16 protein-coding genes are annotated in these 16653 nt (G+C 54.4%); 6 read left to right on the forward strand and 10 right to left on the reverse strand.

The window, feature by feature from the left end; genetic code table 11:
• Window positions 1-184 precede the first annotated feature (184 nt).
• The 3 genes from OSH09_RS03260 to OSH09_RS03270 form a co-directional block, all read right to left on the reverse strand.
• On the reverse strand, window positions 185-1534 hold the full coding sequence (locus OSH09_RS03260) for a D-serine ammonia-lyase (RefSeq protein ID WP_266120143.1): 1350 nt from the start codon (window positions 1532-1534) through the stop codon (window positions 185-187).
• A gap of 211 nt (window positions 1535-1745) precedes the next feature.
• Window positions 1746-2660: a c-type cytochrome gene (locus tag OSH09_RS03265; protein ID WP_266120144.1), complete on the reverse strand. Its 915-nt coding sequence runs from the start codon at window positions 2658-2660 to the stop codon at window positions 1746-1748.
• A complete protein-coding gene (locus OSH09_RS03270) occupies window positions 2653-4017 on the reverse strand; it encodes a c-type cytochrome (RefSeq protein ID WP_376912123.1) in 1365 nt (454 codons plus the stop codon). The genes OSH09_RS03265 and OSH09_RS03270 overlap by 8 nt, the downstream gene beginning before the upstream one ends.
• 753 nt (window positions 4018-4770) lie before the next feature.
• Between OSH09_RS03270 and OSH09_RS03275 the strand changes: the two genes are divergently transcribed.
• The 5 genes from OSH09_RS03275 to OSH09_RS03295 all read left to right on the forward strand — a co-directional run bounded on the left by OSH09_RS03275 (window position 4771) and on the right by OSH09_RS03295 (window position 10303).
• Window positions 4771-6849, forward strand: coding sequence for a serine hydrolase domain-containing protein (locus OSH09_RS03275; RefSeq protein WP_266120145.1), 2079 nt, complete (start codon window positions 4771-4773; stop codon window positions 6847-6849).
• A 384-nt stretch (window positions 6850-7233) separates the two neighbouring features.
• Window positions 7234-8364 (forward strand): NAD(P)/FAD-dependent oxidoreductase, encoded by a 1131-nt coding sequence (locus OSH09_RS03280; RefSeq protein WP_266120146.1) that lies wholly within the window; start codon window positions 7234-7236, stop codon window positions 8362-8364.
• Between the two features lie 35 nt (window positions 8365-8399).
• Window positions 8400-9473 (forward strand): YkvI family membrane protein, encoded by a 1074-nt coding sequence (locus OSH09_RS03285; protein WP_266120147.1) that lies wholly within the window; start codon window positions 8400-8402, stop codon window positions 9471-9473.
• Complete coding sequence (locus tag OSH09_RS03290) at window positions 9463-10077, forward strand: helix-turn-helix domain-containing protein (RefSeq protein WP_207874667.1); 615 nt, start codon at window positions 9463-9465, stop codon at window positions 10075-10077. The genes OSH09_RS03285 and OSH09_RS03290 overlap by 11 nt, the downstream gene beginning before the upstream one ends.
• A 70-nt stretch (window positions 10078-10147) precedes the next feature.
• The gene (locus OSH09_RS03295; protein WP_207874670.1) at window positions 10148-10303 is read left to right on the forward strand and encodes a hypothetical protein; all 156 of its coding nucleotides are present in this window, start codon (window positions 10148-10150) and stop codon (window positions 10301-10303) included.
• Between the two features lie 28 nt (window positions 10304-10331).
• Here the strand turns inward: OSH09_RS03295 and OSH09_RS03300 are convergent, their stop codons facing one another.
• The 5 genes from OSH09_RS03300 to OSH09_RS03320 form a co-directional block, all read right to left on the reverse strand.
• Window positions 10332-11282: a formylglycine-generating enzyme family protein gene (locus OSH09_RS03300; RefSeq protein ID WP_266120148.1), complete on the reverse strand. Its 951-nt coding sequence runs from the start codon at window positions 11280-11282 to the stop codon at window positions 10332-10334.
• Between the two features lie 154 nt (window positions 11283-11436).
• On the reverse strand, window positions 11437-12042 hold the full coding sequence (locus OSH09_RS03305) for a hypothetical protein (protein ID WP_266120149.1): 606 nt from the start codon (window positions 12040-12042) through the stop codon (window positions 11437-11439).
• A 78-nt stretch (window positions 12043-12120) separates the two neighbouring features.
• The gene (locus tag OSH09_RS03310) at window positions 12121-12321 is read right to left on the reverse strand and encodes a hypothetical protein (RefSeq protein WP_222668118.1); all 201 of its coding nucleotides are present in this window, start codon (window positions 12319-12321) and stop codon (window positions 12121-12123) included.
• Between the two features lie 132 nt (window positions 12322-12453).
• Window positions 12454-13821, reverse strand: a complete 1368-nt coding sequence (locus tag OSH09_RS03315; RefSeq protein ID WP_207874682.1) for a TrkH family potassium uptake protein — start codon at window positions 13819-13821, stop codon at window positions 12454-12456.
• 3 nt (window positions 13822-13824) lie between these two features.
• Window positions 13825-14478 (reverse strand): potassium channel family protein, encoded by a 654-nt coding sequence (locus OSH09_RS03320; RefSeq protein WP_207874685.1) that lies wholly within the window; start codon window positions 14476-14478, stop codon window positions 13825-13827.
• Window positions 14479-14634: 156 nt separating this feature from the next.
• On the opposite strand from OSH09_RS03320, the gene OSH09_RS03325 reads away from it, so the two are divergent.
• The gene (locus OSH09_RS03325; RefSeq protein WP_266120150.1) at window positions 14635-15735 is read left to right on the forward strand and encodes an alkene reductase; all 1101 of its coding nucleotides are present in this window, start codon (window positions 14635-14637) and stop codon (window positions 15733-15735) included.
• Between the two features lie 10 nt (window positions 15736-15745).
• Here OSH09_RS03325 and OSH09_RS03330 read toward each other — a convergent pair whose 3' ends face one another.
• Together OSH09_RS03330 and OSH09_RS03335 are read right to left on the reverse strand one after the other, a co-directional pair.
• A complete protein-coding gene (locus OSH09_RS03330) occupies window positions 15746-16165 on the reverse strand; it encodes a PaaI family thioesterase (protein WP_222668115.1) in 420 nt (139 codons plus the stop codon).
• Window positions 16162-16623, reverse strand: a complete 462-nt coding sequence (locus OSH09_RS03335; RefSeq protein WP_207874694.1) for a GatB/YqeY domain-containing protein — start codon at window positions 16621-16623, stop codon at window positions 16162-16164. Before OSH09_RS03335 ends, OSH09_RS03330 begins: the two co-directional genes overlap by 4 nt.
• Window positions 16624-16653 lie beyond the last annotated feature (30 nt).

Below are 16653 nucleotides of genomic sequence, written 5' to 3' on the forward strand. Positions count from 1 at the left end.
ACGGTTTTGCCGAAGTGATGGCTTTGTTGCACGTAATGGCAGGCATCATGGGGGATTCATGCAGGGTTTAGGGTCATTACTCCGTGGTCTTGCTCAATGAGGCCGTCAGCTTAGTAACGGCCTGCTTGTCTTTTGTTGATGGCAGCGCATTGTGCTGTCAAGCGGCGCTTGCAGTGAGTCCTGTTTACCGCTTGCTTTGAAGGCCACGCCCTTTATCCAGATAGGCCTGAAATTCCGCCTCGGGCACCATGCTGCCCCCCGTCCCCCAAACCAGATGAGTGGCGTTTTGTAATTGAGCCTGTGTAAAGCCCATACGCCGCACATACTCGGGTGAGTTCAATACTCGCGCCATGCCCGGCACACCCGCCAGGGCGGAGGGTTCCAGCTTGACCTTGTCCTGTTCGTAGGCAATCACCATCAAGCGGTAGAGTTCTTCGTCCGTGACGGTGTAGTAGCCATCAATCAGACGCTGCATGGCTTTGCCGACAAAACCCGAAGGACGGCCCACGGCCAGGCCATCGGCAGCGGTGATGTTATCAATCCCTATATCCTGTACGCTGATTTCATCATGCAGACCGGTATACACGCCCAGGAGCATGCAGGGTGAATGGGTGGGCTCGGCAAAGAAGCAGTGCACCGCATCCCCAAAGATCAGCTTCAGGCCAAAAGCCACACCGCCGGGACCGCCGCCTACGCCGCAGGGTAGATACACAAACAAAGGGTGCTCGCTGTTGACGTGAATGTTTGCGTCCTGGAACTGTGCAGCCAGACGTTCCGCCGCGACGGCGTAGCCCAGAAACAGATCAGGCGAGTTTTCATCATCCACAAAATAGCAGCGAGGGTCGTGGGAAGCCTGTTCACGCCCTTGTTCTACGGCCACGCTGTAGTCGGATTGGTGCTCGACCACATTGACGCCGTTGGCGCGCAGCTTGTCTTTTTTCCACTGTCGGGCATCAGCAGACATATGGACGCTGACCTTGAATCCCAGCTTGGCGCTCATGATGCCAATGGAGAGTCCCAGATTGCCGGTAGAGCCGACTGCGATGGAGTATTGGCTGAAGAACTGGCGTGCCTTGTCGCTGGCCAGGGTGCTGTAGTCGTCTGTCAAACGGATCAGACCAGCCTCCAGCGCTAAGTCTTCGGCGTGTTTCAGAACCTCATGGATACCGCCACGGGCTTTGATGGAGCCGGAGATGGGCAGTTCGCTATCGGCTTTCAACCACAAAGCGCCGACGTGCTCCAAGGCGTTTTCCTGAATCAGGGTCTGGCGCAATTGAGGTAAAGGCGTGATGGGGGATTCGATAATGCCTTGGGTGGCTGCCGTGTCGGGGAACACGGTTTTCAGATAGGGGGCGAAGCGTTGCAGGCGAGCGCTGGCGGCTTGTACATCTTGGGCTGTCAGCCCGACATCCGCCAAGGCTTGGGCGGTGGGGGCGATAGCTGGATTGAACCAGGTGCTTTCTTTCAAGGCGATCAGATCGCGGATAAGAGGATGGCTGTCTTTCCAGGCGGCCAGAGTTTGTCCATGAATCATGTGTGCACCTGATGAGTGACTGGGTTTCAAGGTAAAGAGAGAAAAGATGCTACACGATTGTGCTTAATGAGAGGGGCGGCAAGGCGGTCTGATAGAAACTGCCCTCATCAAGAGGGCAGTTTCAATGTCGTTGAGAAGGTCTGTCTTCAGGCCCGAAACCTTTAGACAGGCTTTGGCAGATGAACCTTAATCAAACCAGGAATTGCAGGTGTTAATACCGGGCATCCTTGGGCTTTTTACCGTTCGGCCAATCGTTCACCTTGCCTGCGAAATCAGGTCGTGGCATATGCGTAAAGTATTCGGCAATGTCCACGGCATCCTGATCTTCCAGCACACCGCCTTGGCCCCAGGCTCCGTGCGAAGCGACGCTCATCGGCATGTTGTATTTGATGAAAACTGCCGCTTTGAAGGTACGCGCCATCCCTGCGCCAATATTGAAGGACTCATCGCCCCAGAGCGGAGGGAACACAATATTGCCGCGTTCATCTTTCAGGCCTTCGCCGCCCATGCCATGACAGGTGGCGCATTGGACGGCATAGAGCGCCTTGCCACGTTCCGGGTTGGGAATCAGTTCATGATCCAGCGGGCCATCAATGGGCACTTGTACCTTTTGACCCGGCTGCACGCCTTGAGCCAGCCATTTCATATAGGCCAGCATGCCTTGCATTTCGGGTGAATCCACAGGGACGGCCTTGCCGTTCATGGAACGCATGAAGCAGCCATTGATACGGCCTGCTAAATCCACCATCTTGCCCGAGCGAGGCATGACTTTGGGGTAGCTGACAAAGCTGTTGATGTAGTGTGCGCCACGCGGTGCCTTGCCTTGATCAATGTGGCAGCTATTGCAGTTCATGGCCGCCCCCACATTATTGGGAAGCAGGCGGCGCGTTTCGTTCAGCAGGCGTTTGCCGTACAGAATGGCCGCGGCGTCAGGTTTTTTTTCGATCAGCAGATCGGAGGGAATGGTGTACTGGCCCACGACCTCTTTGCTGTCCAAATTAATAATGGGATAGGTGGTTTGGGCAGGCACTGTCAGGGCGGGGCTGGCTGCAAAGGCATACCAGCTTGCCGCCGCCACACCGGCAATGGCCACAGCCAGAACGGACAGGGTTTTGGCTTTACTCATGGCTGGCTCCTTCGGGCAGGATATTGGGCGATTTATTGGCTACAAACTGGCGGATATGGGCAACGTCGGCCGCCTGGACGGTGGGCGCTTCGTTGGTCCAACTGGTGCGGATGTAGTTAACAAGATCGGCAATGTCCTGATCGCCCAGGTGACGGAAGGCAGGCATGGTGAAGGTCATTTTGTCGACCTTGTTTTCAGGCATGCGACCACCTTCCAAGGTGACTTGAATGACGGATTGCGGGTTGTTGGCAAAAACGGCCGAGTTGCCCGCCAGTGCCGGGAAAATGCGCGGTACGCCTTTGCCGTCGGCCCGGTGACAGGTCACACAGTGGGCGGCATACAGCCAGGCACCGGGCGAGGTGTATTCACCATCCAACTGTTTTTGTGTGGTGGTATCTGTCTGATGTGGGATCTCGGGCTTACGACCTTTAACCGGGGGCAGGGATTTCAGGTACTGCACCATGGCGGTTTGATCCTGCGGTGTCATGTACTGCGTGCTGTGCTCGACGACGTCTGTCATGGCACCAAAGGCGGCCACCTTGTCGGTACGGCCTGTGGCAAAGAAGTCCAGCAGTTCGGCTTCCGACCAGCTCGCCAAACCACGCCCTTCGCCGCGCAAGCTTTTGGCACGCCAGCCATCAATGACGGCACCGGACAGGTAGTCATCACCGTCTTTCAGGCTAAGGGCCAGCTCCTGGTATGCCAGCCCGCGCGGTGTGTGACAGGCGCCGCAGTGGCCCGGTCCTTGAACCAGATAGGCCCCGCGGTTTTTCAGATCATCCAGACCTTCATCGGCGACAAAACCTTGATCTTTAGGCGCAAACATCCACTGCCAGAAAGCGATCGTCCAGCGCATCTGGAAAAGCTTGGGCAAGGTGGGGGCGGCATTTTCCTGTTTGACGGCCGGGACACCTCGCATGAAGTAGGCATACAAGGCATCCATATCCTCGTCGCTCATGATGGCGTAGGAGGGGTAAGGCATGGCCGGGTACAAAGCGGCCCCGTCTTGACGCACACCGTGCTGAACGGCGGTCTTGAACTGGTCCAGGGTATAGCTGCCTATGCCGGTTTCTTTATCGGGTGTGATATTGGTGGAGTAGATGGCTCCCAGTGGCGTTTGCATGGCCAGGCCGCCCGCATACTTTTGACCACCGGGAACGGTATGACAGGCTACACAGTCGCCTGTCCTGGAGACGTAGGCTCCCTGTTGGATCAGGGTTTCATCATCCAGATTTAGTGTGTTTGCCGATGAGGACACGATACTGCGCTGCGACAAGATTAGCTGCGACCCGCCATAGGCGGCCCCCAGCCCCACGAGCGCAACGATCAGGGTCTTGGACAAGGCTTTCATAGACATTACCCATAATTATTAAATAAATGTGTCAAATAACTTCATGTCACACTCAGTACGCATGGTATAGACAGCCCAAAGGGCAAGAAACCCTTGTCCAGACCAAAATTGATCTAACTCAATGGTTATATACATAAGCTTATAACGAAATTGAAATTGTAAACTTAAAGTGACAGTTATATGGCGGCTGAATAGAGTGTTCAGGGCTCAAGTGGTGGAAGAGGATCAAACGAGGCTTAGTGCTTAACGTTCGCATCTACGCTGGCTTTAGGGGGGGCTCAAGCGTATTTTTTTGCTGAAGATGTATTTTGAGTGTCAAGCTGATCTGCTTTTTTGTCGCTGCTGTTTGAATCAAATGTAAGCCGGAAATGGGTAAGGCTGCGGCTATGAACGCGCATCTTGTTGAGTCTCAAGGCCTTGTTTTATTTGATTCATAGTTCAAAGGCTAGGAGAATCAAGCAAGTTTTATGCCAGTTATGGGATGTTGGCCTGGCTAGCAAGGCTGTGTGAGTTGGGGTTCTACTTTTCAGAATCAAGATCAAGAAACCGCTGATAAGTATCATTTAGATACATCAAGAATTATTTAATTAAAAATACTCCATCAAGTCATCACGATGCAGGGGCATGATTCGGGCTGTCCTATGCGCCTTTGAGTCAGTGTTTGTACTCTCAGGGCCGGTAGAGAGGGTGGCGTAGATCGTGCTAAAGCAATGTCATCGGCCCCTTCGCCCTTGTTTGCTTTATTGCTACGGAATTCCCATGCTGAAGATACGGCTGAAAAAAGTGAGCCTGGCCTTGGCCTTGGCTGCGCTTTCTGCCACCGCTATGCCTGTTATGGCTGTCACACAGCCTGCCACCACTGAATCAGTGCAAAGCAGCCGCGCGCTGGCGGAGCTAAGCCGCTATGCCCAGGAAATGGCTCGCAAAGTAGCCTTGCGCCCGAACTTTAGTAGCCTGCAATATGCCTTGATCGAGAACAACACCATTGTGTTGTCCGGCTATGCGGGCGAGAACGATACGCCCCTGGACCATGAAACGGTTTACGCCATTGGCTCTGTCAGCAAGATGTTTGGGGCAGCCAGTGTCATGAAGCTGGTGCAGGACGGCAAGCTGGATCTGGATGCGCCTATTTATCAGTACTTGTCCGACTTTCGCATGGCGGACCCACGTTATCAGCAGATTACGGCCCGGATGTTGCTGAATCACTCCGCTGGTTTGCGGGGGGATGATGTCATCAATGATTCGCTGTTCATGGGTGATAACAATACCAAGGGTTATGAGTATTTTCTGGACACCCTAGCGCTGCAAACCTTGAATGCTGATCCCGGTGCGTTTTCTGTCTACTGCAATAGCTGCTTCACTTTGGCAGAGAAGCTGGTTGAGCAGGTGAGCGGGCAAAGTTTTACGGATTACATTCAGTCCTCGTTTAACGAGCCTTTAGGCATGAGGCACACCAGCACTCCCGTACAGGGTCCGGGCGACAATTATGCGCGCTTGAAGTGGCCAGGCCGTGACGGTGGTTTGCCCTGGATTCATTACAATGTGATTGCTTCAGGTGGCGTTAATTCCACGGCTGAAGATATGGCCAGGTTTGCTCGTCTGTTCATGCAAGGCGGCCCGGATCTTTTATCCCCTCAATCGCGGCAGGCGATGCAAGCCCCGGAGTACTTGCGTGGTTTCTGGCCAGAGGACAAGGACGACAGCGGTAATTACGGTTTGGGTTGGGATAGCGTCAAGCTTTATCCCTTTAATGACCTGGGTATTCAGGCTTTGGCTAAAGGCGGAGACATCAGCGCGCATCATGCGATTCTGGTGGTCTTGCCCAAACTGAACATGGCTGCCGTCGTACTGAGCGCTGGCGGGAATAGCGGCACCAATCAGTTGATGGCGACAAGAATCCTGCTTAAGGCCCTGGAGCTGAAAGGGTTTGACTTGTCCGCTCTCAGCACAAAATCCTTCCCGGTAGAGGCGGGCGCATCAATGCCCCCACACTTGCTGAGCTATGCCGGTGTCTATGGCGATAGCGGCTCTTTGATGCAAGTTGATATCCAGGCGAATGGGGCCTTGCGTATCGAAACTGGAACGCAGGAAACGGAGCACTACCAGTACGCCGGTCAGATGGGTTTTGTGGATGCCAAACGCACTATTCGTATTGAGTTCGTGGAGGCCGCCAATGGTCATACCTATTTGTGGGATCGACGCTATGAAATGGACAAGGGCCTGGGCCAGAACGCGGAATCCGCGTACCGGGCCCAGAAACTGCCGCCCAATGTTCTGGATGAGGCTACCCAGGCGGTGTGGGCGCAACGCGATGGCTTGCGCTACTTTCCGTTGAAGTATCTCTACAACTCGGAGTACTACTTTGTGGACGGGCTGCCAGGTGTCAAGCTGGCCTTGACCAAAGAGCTGGTCGGTTATGTGGGCGCTTTGCGCATTCGTGATGCTTATACCGCAGCTAGTGAAGTGCAGATTCCGGGACAGGCGGGTCGCGAAACCCAGCATGCCAGTTTTGAGCAGCATGATGGCCAGGAGTATCTCTTGCTCAATAACGACTTGATGCTCAGTGAGCAAGCTATTCCGACCTTGTCGACTAAGACGTCTCGCGTGCAGATCGGAACCAATGGTTTTGCGCAATGGTTCTTGCTGGATGATCAAACCGCCGAGCAGACCTTGAACGTGACATTAGCGGCAAAAAGTGCTTACGCCGTTTATGACGAAGAGGGGGCGTGTGTTCATTACAGCTTGCTGGATGGAGCCGGTCCGGTGCGTTTACCCAAAAAAGGCAGCATTGTCTTTGCAGGTTCTCCCGCGGCGGCGTTTGAACTGAGCATTCCTTAAGTCTGTTTTCCCAAGAGCGTCCTGTTGAGCACGGACAGGCGCTTTTTAACCTTCTGACTCGTTTGGGTCAGAAGGTTTTTTTTATCTTTTTTTAGCGCAGTCCTGTTGCTCGGCTCCGCCGGATTTCAAAGAAATTCCATGATGTTTGAATAATTTTCTGGCTAGATCCGGCTTTTTGGACCTTGACGTGTCCATGTCTCTGTCCCCGTGTCGCGAGCTCTGAAAACCGGAGGAAAGCCGTCGTCTGGAGGCGAAAATGACTTGGAAGCGGCTTGAAATAAGGCTCCGATTTCACATGGAAGTGTCCGCCTAGTAAAAACCCTCTTGGATGTTTTTCTGGGAAAGACCTACTATTAGCCCTCAATTATCGGATATGAGAATTTTATGGTGTATGACTACGTAATTGTTGGAGCCGGGATGGCGGGCGTGTCGTTGGCCTACCGTTTGCCTGAAAGTGCCCAAGTGCTGGTTCTGGAAAGAGAGTCCCATGCTGCGTATCACTCCACGGGACGCTCGGCCGCGATGTTTGTTGAAACCTACGGGACTGAGACGATCCGAGCCTTGACGGTAGCAGGCAACGATTTTTTCAGCCATCCGCCTGCCGGGTTTACCGATCAGCCTATTTTGTTGCCACGGGGGGTGTTGTATGTGGGAACGGCCGAGCAACAGGATTTGCTCGATAGCCAGTTCAAGGATTGGCACGAGCAAGGCCTGGATGTAAGCCGTTTGACGGCCGAGCAAGCCTTGGCCATGGTGCCGTGCCTGGACCCGGCGCAATTGGCCGGTGGTTTGTATGACGCACAAGGTCAGGACATGGATGTGCATGCCTTGCATCAGGGTTTCCTGAAAGGCGCACAAGCCAAGGGCGTGGCCCTGCGTCTGGATACCGAAGTTGTGTCGGCTCAATGGGATGGCGAATGCTGGGAGGTTCAGCTCAGTTCCGAGCCGACTCCTTTGCGCACCCGCATGCTGGTCAATGCGGCCGGTGCCTGGGCGGATACCTTGGCCCAGCGTTGTGGTGTCCAGCCTTTGGGTATTCAACCCAAGCGCCGTTCTGCTTTCCTGTTCTCGCCACCAGAAGGGGTAGACCATCGTGACTGGCCTGCCGTGATTGATGTTGGCGAAGAGTTCTACTTCAAACCCGATGCAGGCATGTTGCTCGGTTCTCCTGCTAATGCAGATGATGTCGATGCGCACGATGTCGTGGCCGAGGAGCTGGATGTGGCGACCGGTATTTACCGTATCGAAGAGCGTACTCAGCTTCGTATCCGTCGCCCCAGCCATACCTGGGCCGGACTGCGCAGCTTTGCGCCCGATGGCGAACTGGTGATTGGTCAGGATGCCCAATGTTCAGGATTTTTCTGGTTGGCGGGCCAAGGGGGGTATGGCATTCAGACCGCGGCCGGAGCTTCCTTGCTGGCAGCCAGTTTGCTGCAAAACCAGGACCTGCCTGACTGCTTGATGGCCTTGGAAGTGGATCCGGCTGTGGTGTCTCCCGCTCGTTTCAGAACATAAAAACAGCAGCACTTTGATCTCCCGGAGGAGAAAGCATGTCGAATATAAAAAATATCCTGGGCATTGCGATGGCCTTTGTCGGTGTGGTGGTGGGGGCCGGCTTTGCATCAGGACAAGAGATATTGCAGTTTTTCAGCAGCTTTGGGTACTGGGGCTTGCTGGGAGGGGTGGTCAGTGGTCTGTGTTTTACGGTGCTGGGCATGGCGGTGGGGGAGCTAAGCCAGGTGTCGGTGTCGCATTCGTTTAAAGAAGGTTTGTATCTGATTTGTGGTCCACGCCTGGGCGTGGTGGTCGACATCATGATTACGTTCTTCATGTATGCCATTGCCGTAGTGATGTTTGCAGGGGGCGGCTCGCTGATGGAGCAACAGTGGGGTGTTCCGGCAGAATACGGCAGCATTGCGGTGATGTTGATTACTGTGTTGATCGTGTTCTTGCGCGTTGACCGGGTGATGGCCTTTATTGGAAGCGTCACACCCATTCTGGTTCTGATGGTGATTTTTCTGTGTATTTATAGTTGGAATACGCGGGATTTGCCCTTGCAGGAGCTGGATGTGATTGCCCATACCAAACCACAGGGGGCGGGCCATTGGTTGGTTGGCGCTTTGCTCTATGTGTCCTACAACATGGTGGTGGGTGCTCCGTTTCTGATGATTGCAGGCGCACAAGCCACATCCCGCCGCAATGCTTTGCTGGGTGGTCTGGTGGGGGGCTTGTTGCTGGGCTTTTTGATTGTGCTGATCAGCGCCGGTGTGTTTGGCCGTATTGACACCATTGGCTCGGCTGCCTTGCCCATGTTGATGTTGGCGACCGAGCAATCCAAGCTCTTGGGGACCATTATGTCAGTGGTGATTTTTGCCATGATTCTGACGACATCAGTGGGGGTTTTGTATTCCTTCTCGGCTCGTATCCTGCCGCCCAATACGCGCAAATTCAATATTGGAACGGCCATTGCCGGGGGCCTGGGATTGGTGGGAGCCAAGATCGGTTTCATCAATCTGGTCGGCACGGTATACCCGTTTTTCGGCTACCTGGGCTTCGTGTTGATGGCCTGGATTCTGATTGCCTGGTTCCGTTTGCGCCGCTTACAATCCAGGAATGCTACGTAATGAACTGCTCAGCAAGGAACAGGTAGGAACCCGCCTGCGCCAAGCCCGACATAATCAAAAACAGACTCTCAAGCAGTTGTCTGAAAAAACCGGCTTGGCGCTTTCTACTATTTCCAAAGCAGAGCTGGGGCAGGTCACCTTAAGCTATGAAAAGTTTGTGGTGCTGGCCCGCGCCTTGAATATAGAAGTGGGCTCCCTGTTCGCTGTCCCGGATGGGGAAACCGCCCAGCCTTTGCCCACTACGGAAGTGGGCATTTCCAGCCACAAATCAACCGCTACTCCAGGCTATGCCACCCGTAACTACGAGTACGGTTTGCTGTTTGGCGAGTTGAGCGGCAAGCACATGAACCCGATTCTGGCCGTGATTGACTCACGCGATGCCAGCGAGTTTGACGACTATATCCGTCATGCCGGACAAGAGTTTGTGATTGTGCTGTCCGGCTCTATCGCCATTCAATTTGAGACGGGCGAAACCCTGTTTCTGGATGCCCATGAGTCTGCGTATTTTGACAGCGGCATTGGACATATCTACCTGTCTACCAGCGTGGATGATGCCAAGGTGGTCGCTGTCTGTACCAGCGGCTTGCCGCCGGGGATTGTGTAGTCTTTATTGAATGCGGCTTGCTTAAACATCATCAGGTTGTGGATGCTTGTCGTACCGAGACACTGGAAAGATGTTTGTATCCGCTCGCAATCGTGAGCAAGGCCGCGGCACCGCCACCGACAGCAATCCAGAAACCGTTGGACGGGCCATAGACGGCGCTTGCCAGTCAATATTGCCAGTGTGTTTGGGACAGCATGGCGACAATGCCGATGGTTGTTATGGGTAATGCCAGCGCAATGGGCGAAGCAGAATGCCTAGCCTTGTGAGGTAGCACCCTGAACTTGGGGTTTGTCCACCACATCATCAAAAACCGGTGGCAGGATGGTGTTTGGCGCGGTGGGCAGTGGTGGCGTACCGTTCGATTTCAAGGGCGCAACACAACGCGCCGTAGCATTCTGGACGTAGACGGTGCCAGCAGGACGACCAAGCAGGCGGGCCAGTTCGGGCTTGGCTTCTATGCTTGCCTCGGACAAAGGGAACACAATCCCACGTGTGGGGATGGTGTTGCGTGAGGAGTTGGCCTCATCGCTGCCGCCTTTGAAAATACGGATATGGGCTGGATCGCGTGCCGGGTCGGAAATAACCCATTCATGCAGTCCGCTGGCCATATCTTGTATGCCCAAGGGGTTGGGCGGGAAGGCACCGGTATTGTTTTTGTCGGCCTCACTGCTTTGGGTGGGCAAGTTTCGGCCTGCTTGCCATTGACCGTTATCAGTGGCCCAAGGCAGAGGCTGACCACGGCTGCGTGCGGCGTATTCCCATTCAGCTTCGGTTGGCAGGCGCATATCCAGGCTGCTGTGTTCGCCCAGCCAGACGCAAAAAGCTTCGGCTTCGTCGTAAGGCATATTGGCGGGCTGTTCTCCATCCCCTTTGACGGGTTGCCAGCGGGCAGGGCGTTTGCTTTGTTTTAGAAAACGGTCATACAGCGCGTTGCTGGCTTCTTTTTTCATGATGGAAAAAGCGTTGACCTCGACCGGATAGGGGGCCAGAGCCGCCTGGTCGGGCTGCGCGACCCATTGCACCGACTGCTCGCCATCCGGGGCGCGCATGGGAACCTGAAAATTTCCGGCCATAAAGGAGCCGCCTTCTACCTGGATCAATTCGGGACCGGGGTCGGGGCTGGTAGACAGTGATCTCAAGACCAGCAAGAGCAATACGCTGGCAACGATGAGGGTCGCACTGATCCGGACAGGGGTATGACGCAATCTTGTTTCCTTGCTCCGGACTTCGGGGAAGAGGGAGCTTTATTAATAAATTTCGCTTATACGCGTCCGTATTATTTCATGCCTGCTTATAAGACGGGCTTGTCTGTGTACAGAGTTTCTTCATTTATTGGCACAGTTTGGACGCTAAATCAGTTTATTCCGTGTTTTTTGGGGACTTTTCAGGAATAAAGCGCAAAGGAATACGAATGGCTTGCCCTTCCTGAATGACAACACTCCAGCGCTCGGGATCAAACAAGGCAGGGCTGATCTCAAACACGGCGACATCTGACACGCTGACCGATGGATTGATCTTGTCCGAGCCTACCGTGTCCAGATCATGGGCGTAGCGATAATCCTGCGTGGCTCGTTGATTGGGGGCCACTTTCTGACCTGATGAGTCCGCCAGAAACAGGCGTGGTTTGTGGATTTGCGGGTTCAGCGGGCGTGTTGTCGTATTGGTATAGCGGTAGTGCAGGACGATAAACAGATTGTCCTGACGAGCCGGTGTGGCCCCCGTATCCAGTGTGGTCTGGCTATGCCATTGATCCAGGTAGGTATGCAGGCGCACGCCCTGATAGTCGGGCGTGAACAAGACGGTCCCGTAGTTCAGCACGGGAGCCGCAGGAGGAATAGGGGGAATGCTGCGAGGTGCAGCAGGTTGTTTTTGCGTGGACAGAACCCGATCGTTTTGACTGTAGGCAGAGGCAGAGCATAAGGCCAAGGCGGCGCACAGCCAAAAACGGGGCAGGGTAGCAATCATGGGTGTGAACAGAGCAGGTTCGATAAAGGTGAGCGGGGGTTAAGCTTATGCCCAAGTGGCAGGCAAAAAAGAAACGGCTCATTGGCCGTTTTTTTTAACTACTTTTTTCAGATCATCCAGCTCTTTGCGCAGGGCGACGACTTCGTCGCTGAGCAAACCAATAACAGCCATTTGACTTTGGTACATCTCTACCAGGGGGTGATAACTGATACCACGGCTGGTCAGTTCCCGACACAGCGCGCTAAGACCCGTTCCAGCGCGCTTGGTTAAGGTAGCCATCTTCCGGTGATCCATAAGCCTGCGTCCTGATCTGTAGTTGTTCGATGTTTACATCCGTTAACCATACCAAAATTCAATGACAATAGTCGGTTTTCTTAAAACTTCTTGTATATCTGTGGTTTAGCCACAGGTTTACCCGACTTGAAAGTTGCCTTCCGGGTAGCGTATGCGGCTGCGCTTGCGGGTGGCCAGGGAGTAAATCAGGGTCAGGGGGCCCAGTCGGCCTGCAAACATCAAGACCATGATCAGGATCTGGCTGGGTGTAGAGAGCTTGTGGGTAATACCGTGGCTCATACCGGTGGTGCTCAAGGCTGAGGCGGCTTCAAACAGCAGGCTGGTAATGGGCATGTCTTCAAACAAGGTCAGCAGCAAGACGCTGATGAAATACAGAGCGCCGGTAATCAGGAACAGAGCCAGGGCTTTCTGGACGGTTTCGGGGGCGACGCTGCGCTCCATCAAGACCACTTCTTCGCGTTGACGGATATAGGAACGTACCGCCGCCAGCAACACAATCAAGGTGCCGATTTTGATACCGCTGGCCGTACTGAGCGAGCCGCCGCCAATCAGCATCAGCACAATCAGGGTGAGTTGGGTACTATCGCGCAGGCTGGCAATGTCCATGGTGGTGAACCCGGCCGTGCGAGTGGCCGCATTTTGCATCCAGGCGGCCAGGGCCTGATCGCCTACGCCCAGCATGCCCAGGGTTTTCGGGTTGCTGAACTCCAGGGCCCACAGGCTGCTAAAGCCGATCAGGTTCAGAATCAGGGTGCCGATCAGAATCAGCTTGGTGTAGGGCAAAAGGGTTTGCCAGCGTTTTTTCTGACCCACATCGGCCAGGACGGTAAAGCCGATCCCACCCAGAATAATCAGGCCCGACAAGGTCATGACCGAGACAAAATCCCCGGAAATGGGGATGAGTGAGTCATGGAAGAGCGAAAAGCCTGCATTATTGAAGGCGGTCACTGCATGGAACAGGGCGCGGTAGAGCGCGGTGGTCCAGGGCAAATCAATGGTCCAGCGTAGAAACAGGATGGCGGCGGCGATCAGTTCGATCAGGGCTGCAATCTTGAAGACCTGGAACGCTGTGCTGCGGATACGCGAAACGCTGGTTTGATTAAAGGCTTCCAGCGCCAGCGCCTGTTGGCTGACGCTGATACGTTTGTGCATGGTGATGGCGGCAATGACGGCAAAGGTCACAAAGCCCATGCCGCCAATCTGCACCAGCAGTGCCAGCACAATCTGCCCAAAATGCGTCAAATCCGTGGCGGGGTCAATGACGGCCAGACCCGTCACGGTAACGGCCGAAGTCGCCATGAACAAGGCCTGGAAAATTCCCAGCCGCTGTTCAGCCGCTTGTGGCAGGCTTAGCAAAATAGCACCCAGCACAATCAGGGCCATAAAGCCCAAGGCCAGAACCAGTGGAGGGCTGGCACTTAAGGTGCGGGTATGGGGGTTGACCTCAAGACGGCGGGTCAGACTATTTGGCAGCCAATTGCGCATACATCAGACCAGTTTGGGGGCGGCAGTGCGTAGTGCTTGCAATTGTCCCAGCAGGATCAGCAAGTCTTTGGCGTGCAGGGCAAAATCCGGGTCCGGCTGTATGGTGGTTTGCCCACGACGTTTGACCAGCAAGACCTGCACATCGTCCATTTGTTCGCGCAGCACGTCTTTGATGGTCTGGCCATTCATATTGTCGCTGGCTGTCACTTCCACCACATAATCGCCATTACCCAGACTGATATAGTCGTTGACCATGGGGTAGCTCAGCATTTGCGCCACCCGTATGCCCATTTCTTCTTCAGGGTGAATAATTCGGTTCACGCCGATTTTGGCCAGAATCAAATGCTGGGTGTGGGAAATGGCTTTGGCCCAGATGGTGGGGACACCAAAACTTTTCAGGTGTACGACACAGACCAGGCAGGATTCAATATCTGCCCCAATCGCAACCAGAACTACGTCATAATTGTCCAGCCCCAGCTCTTCCAGAGCCTGGCGGTCAGTGACATCAGCAATAACGGCGCGGTTTAATTGGTCCGCATATTTGTTGACCAATTTGGGATTGGTATCCACGCCCAGCACGGAGTGGCCCATTTTCATGAGTTCCAGGGCGCAGGCCGAACCGAAGCGGCCTAATCCTATAACGGCGAACTGTGCCATGGCTTATTTGATCCGTTTGATGCTTGAAACAATTTCAAGCCAAATTAAGCGTTGATGGTATAAAGACATATCTGGTAAAAACCCTTATCGGGTATTCCCTTGGGCGCGTGTCGTTCTGGCCCTGGCGGAAACATCAATAGTGGACAGTGTAAAACAATGGTTAGTTTGTTTGATCCAATCAAACTGGGCGATATTGAGCTCATGAACCGCATCATCATGGCGCCCATGACACGCGCGCGCGCCTCGGAGGGCCGTATGCCCAATGATTTGATGCGTATGTACTATTGTCAGCGGGCCAGTGCGGGGCTGATTGTAGCCGAAGCCACCTCGGTTTCGCCGCAAGGTGTGGGCTATGCACACACGCCGGGCATTTGGAGCAGTGCGCAGGTTGATGCCTGGCGCACGATTACCGAGGCCGTACACGCCAAGGGCGGCCGTATTGTCTTGCAGTTATGGCATGTTGGGCGTGTCTCTGACCCGGAATTTCTGAATGGACAAATACCGGTAGCCCCCAGTGCGATTGCCTGTGAGGGCACGGTCAGCCATTTAAGCCCGGAGCGTGCCTTTGTGGTGCCGCGTGCCTTGCGCAGCGAAGAAATTGCCGACATCGTCGACGATTTCGCCGTTGCCGCTCAGAACGCCTTAAGTGCAGGCTTTGATGGGGTGGAGATACACGGTGCCAATGGGTATCTGATCGACCAGTTTTTGCATGATGGCTCCAACACGCGCACGGATGTGTATGGCGGCTCGATTGAAAACCGGGCGCGTTTCCTCTTGGAAATTGTGGATGCCTGTGTCGCCATTTGGGGTGCTGGTCGAGTTGGTGTGCATTTGTCCCCACGCGGTGGCTTGCATGGCATGAAGGATTCCGATCCGGCCCGTTTGTTCTCCTACGTGGCTTGTGAACTGGACCGACGCGATATCGCCTTCTTGTTCTTGCGTGAAAGCCCGGCCTCAGACAGCTTGTTGCCCATGATCAAGTGCCAGTTTGGTGGTGCGATTATTGCCAACGAACATTTTGATTTGCCCACGGCACAGACCACTTTATCCAAAGGCATGGCAGACGCCGTGTCGTTCGGTAAGGCTTTTTTGTCTAACCCGGATTTGCCCTTGCGTTTGCAGCTACGCGCCCCCTTGAATGGCTGGGATTGCGGCTCCTTCTATACCCAAGGACCTAAAGGCTATACGGACTATCCGTTCTTGAAGTCCAACCCGGAATGGGATCAGCCTGTGGGTGAGGATTTGCAGGCGCATTAAGGCCTTAAAGTTAACTGCCGCGTACAACCCGAAAGGTTGCGGCAGCTTTCACCAGCAAGCGATCTTTCTCGTCGTAGCCACCACCTTCGCAATAGGCCGTATCACCCTCCAGATACAGGCATTTGGCCTTGAACCAGACATCGCTACGCGCAGGCAATAGAAACTGCGAGTTCATGTCTATGGTGGCCATGCCCGAGCCAGGGCGTTGAGCCCGTGCGGCGGCGCTCAGGGTAAAGTCCAGAATGGCCATCAAGGTTCCCCCGTGCACATCGGCACGGGAGTTGGCATTACAGGCTTGCCAGGGCAGAAAGGTGATCACTTCCTGCTCGGTGCTGCTGACGGTTTGCAGGCCCAGGTGCTGCATCAGAGGGATATGAGTGCCGAAAAAATCCTGTTTGGGCTGCGCCAGTTCGGCCTGCAAATGCTTCATGGGTTCAGTTTTTGCTTTACTTGCGCAGAAACCATGGACATATCGGCACGGCCTGCCAGCTTGGTTTTCACCAAACCCATGACTTTACCCATCAAGGCAGGGCCTTGCGCGCCATCGGCTTGAGCCTGGGCAATGGCATCAGCAATGGCGGCATCCACTTCTGCGCTATCGGCTTGCTGAGGCAAGTACTCCTGCAGAATCTGCAATTCAGATTTTTCTTTGTCGGCGCTTTCTGTGCGGCCTGCCGATTCAAAAGCCTGAATGGATTCGCGGCGTTGTTTTACCTGCTTTTCGATGATGCTAGTTACTTCGGCATCGCCCATCTCGATACGTTCGTCCACTTCGCGTTGTTTGATCGCAGCTTGCAGAAAACGCAAGGTCTCCAGGCGTCCGCTGTCGCGAGCGCGCATCGCCGTTTTAATATCTTCAGCTAAACGGGTTTTGAGTGTTTGACTCATGGTGGTTCCTGGTTGAACGGGCAAAGCGCT

Source organism: Alcaligenes parafaecalis (genome assembly GCF_026344135.1).
In the GTDB taxonomy this organism is placed as follows: domain Bacteria; phylum Pseudomonadota; class Gammaproteobacteria; order Burkholderiales; family Burkholderiaceae_B; genus Alcaligenes; species Alcaligenes parafaecalis.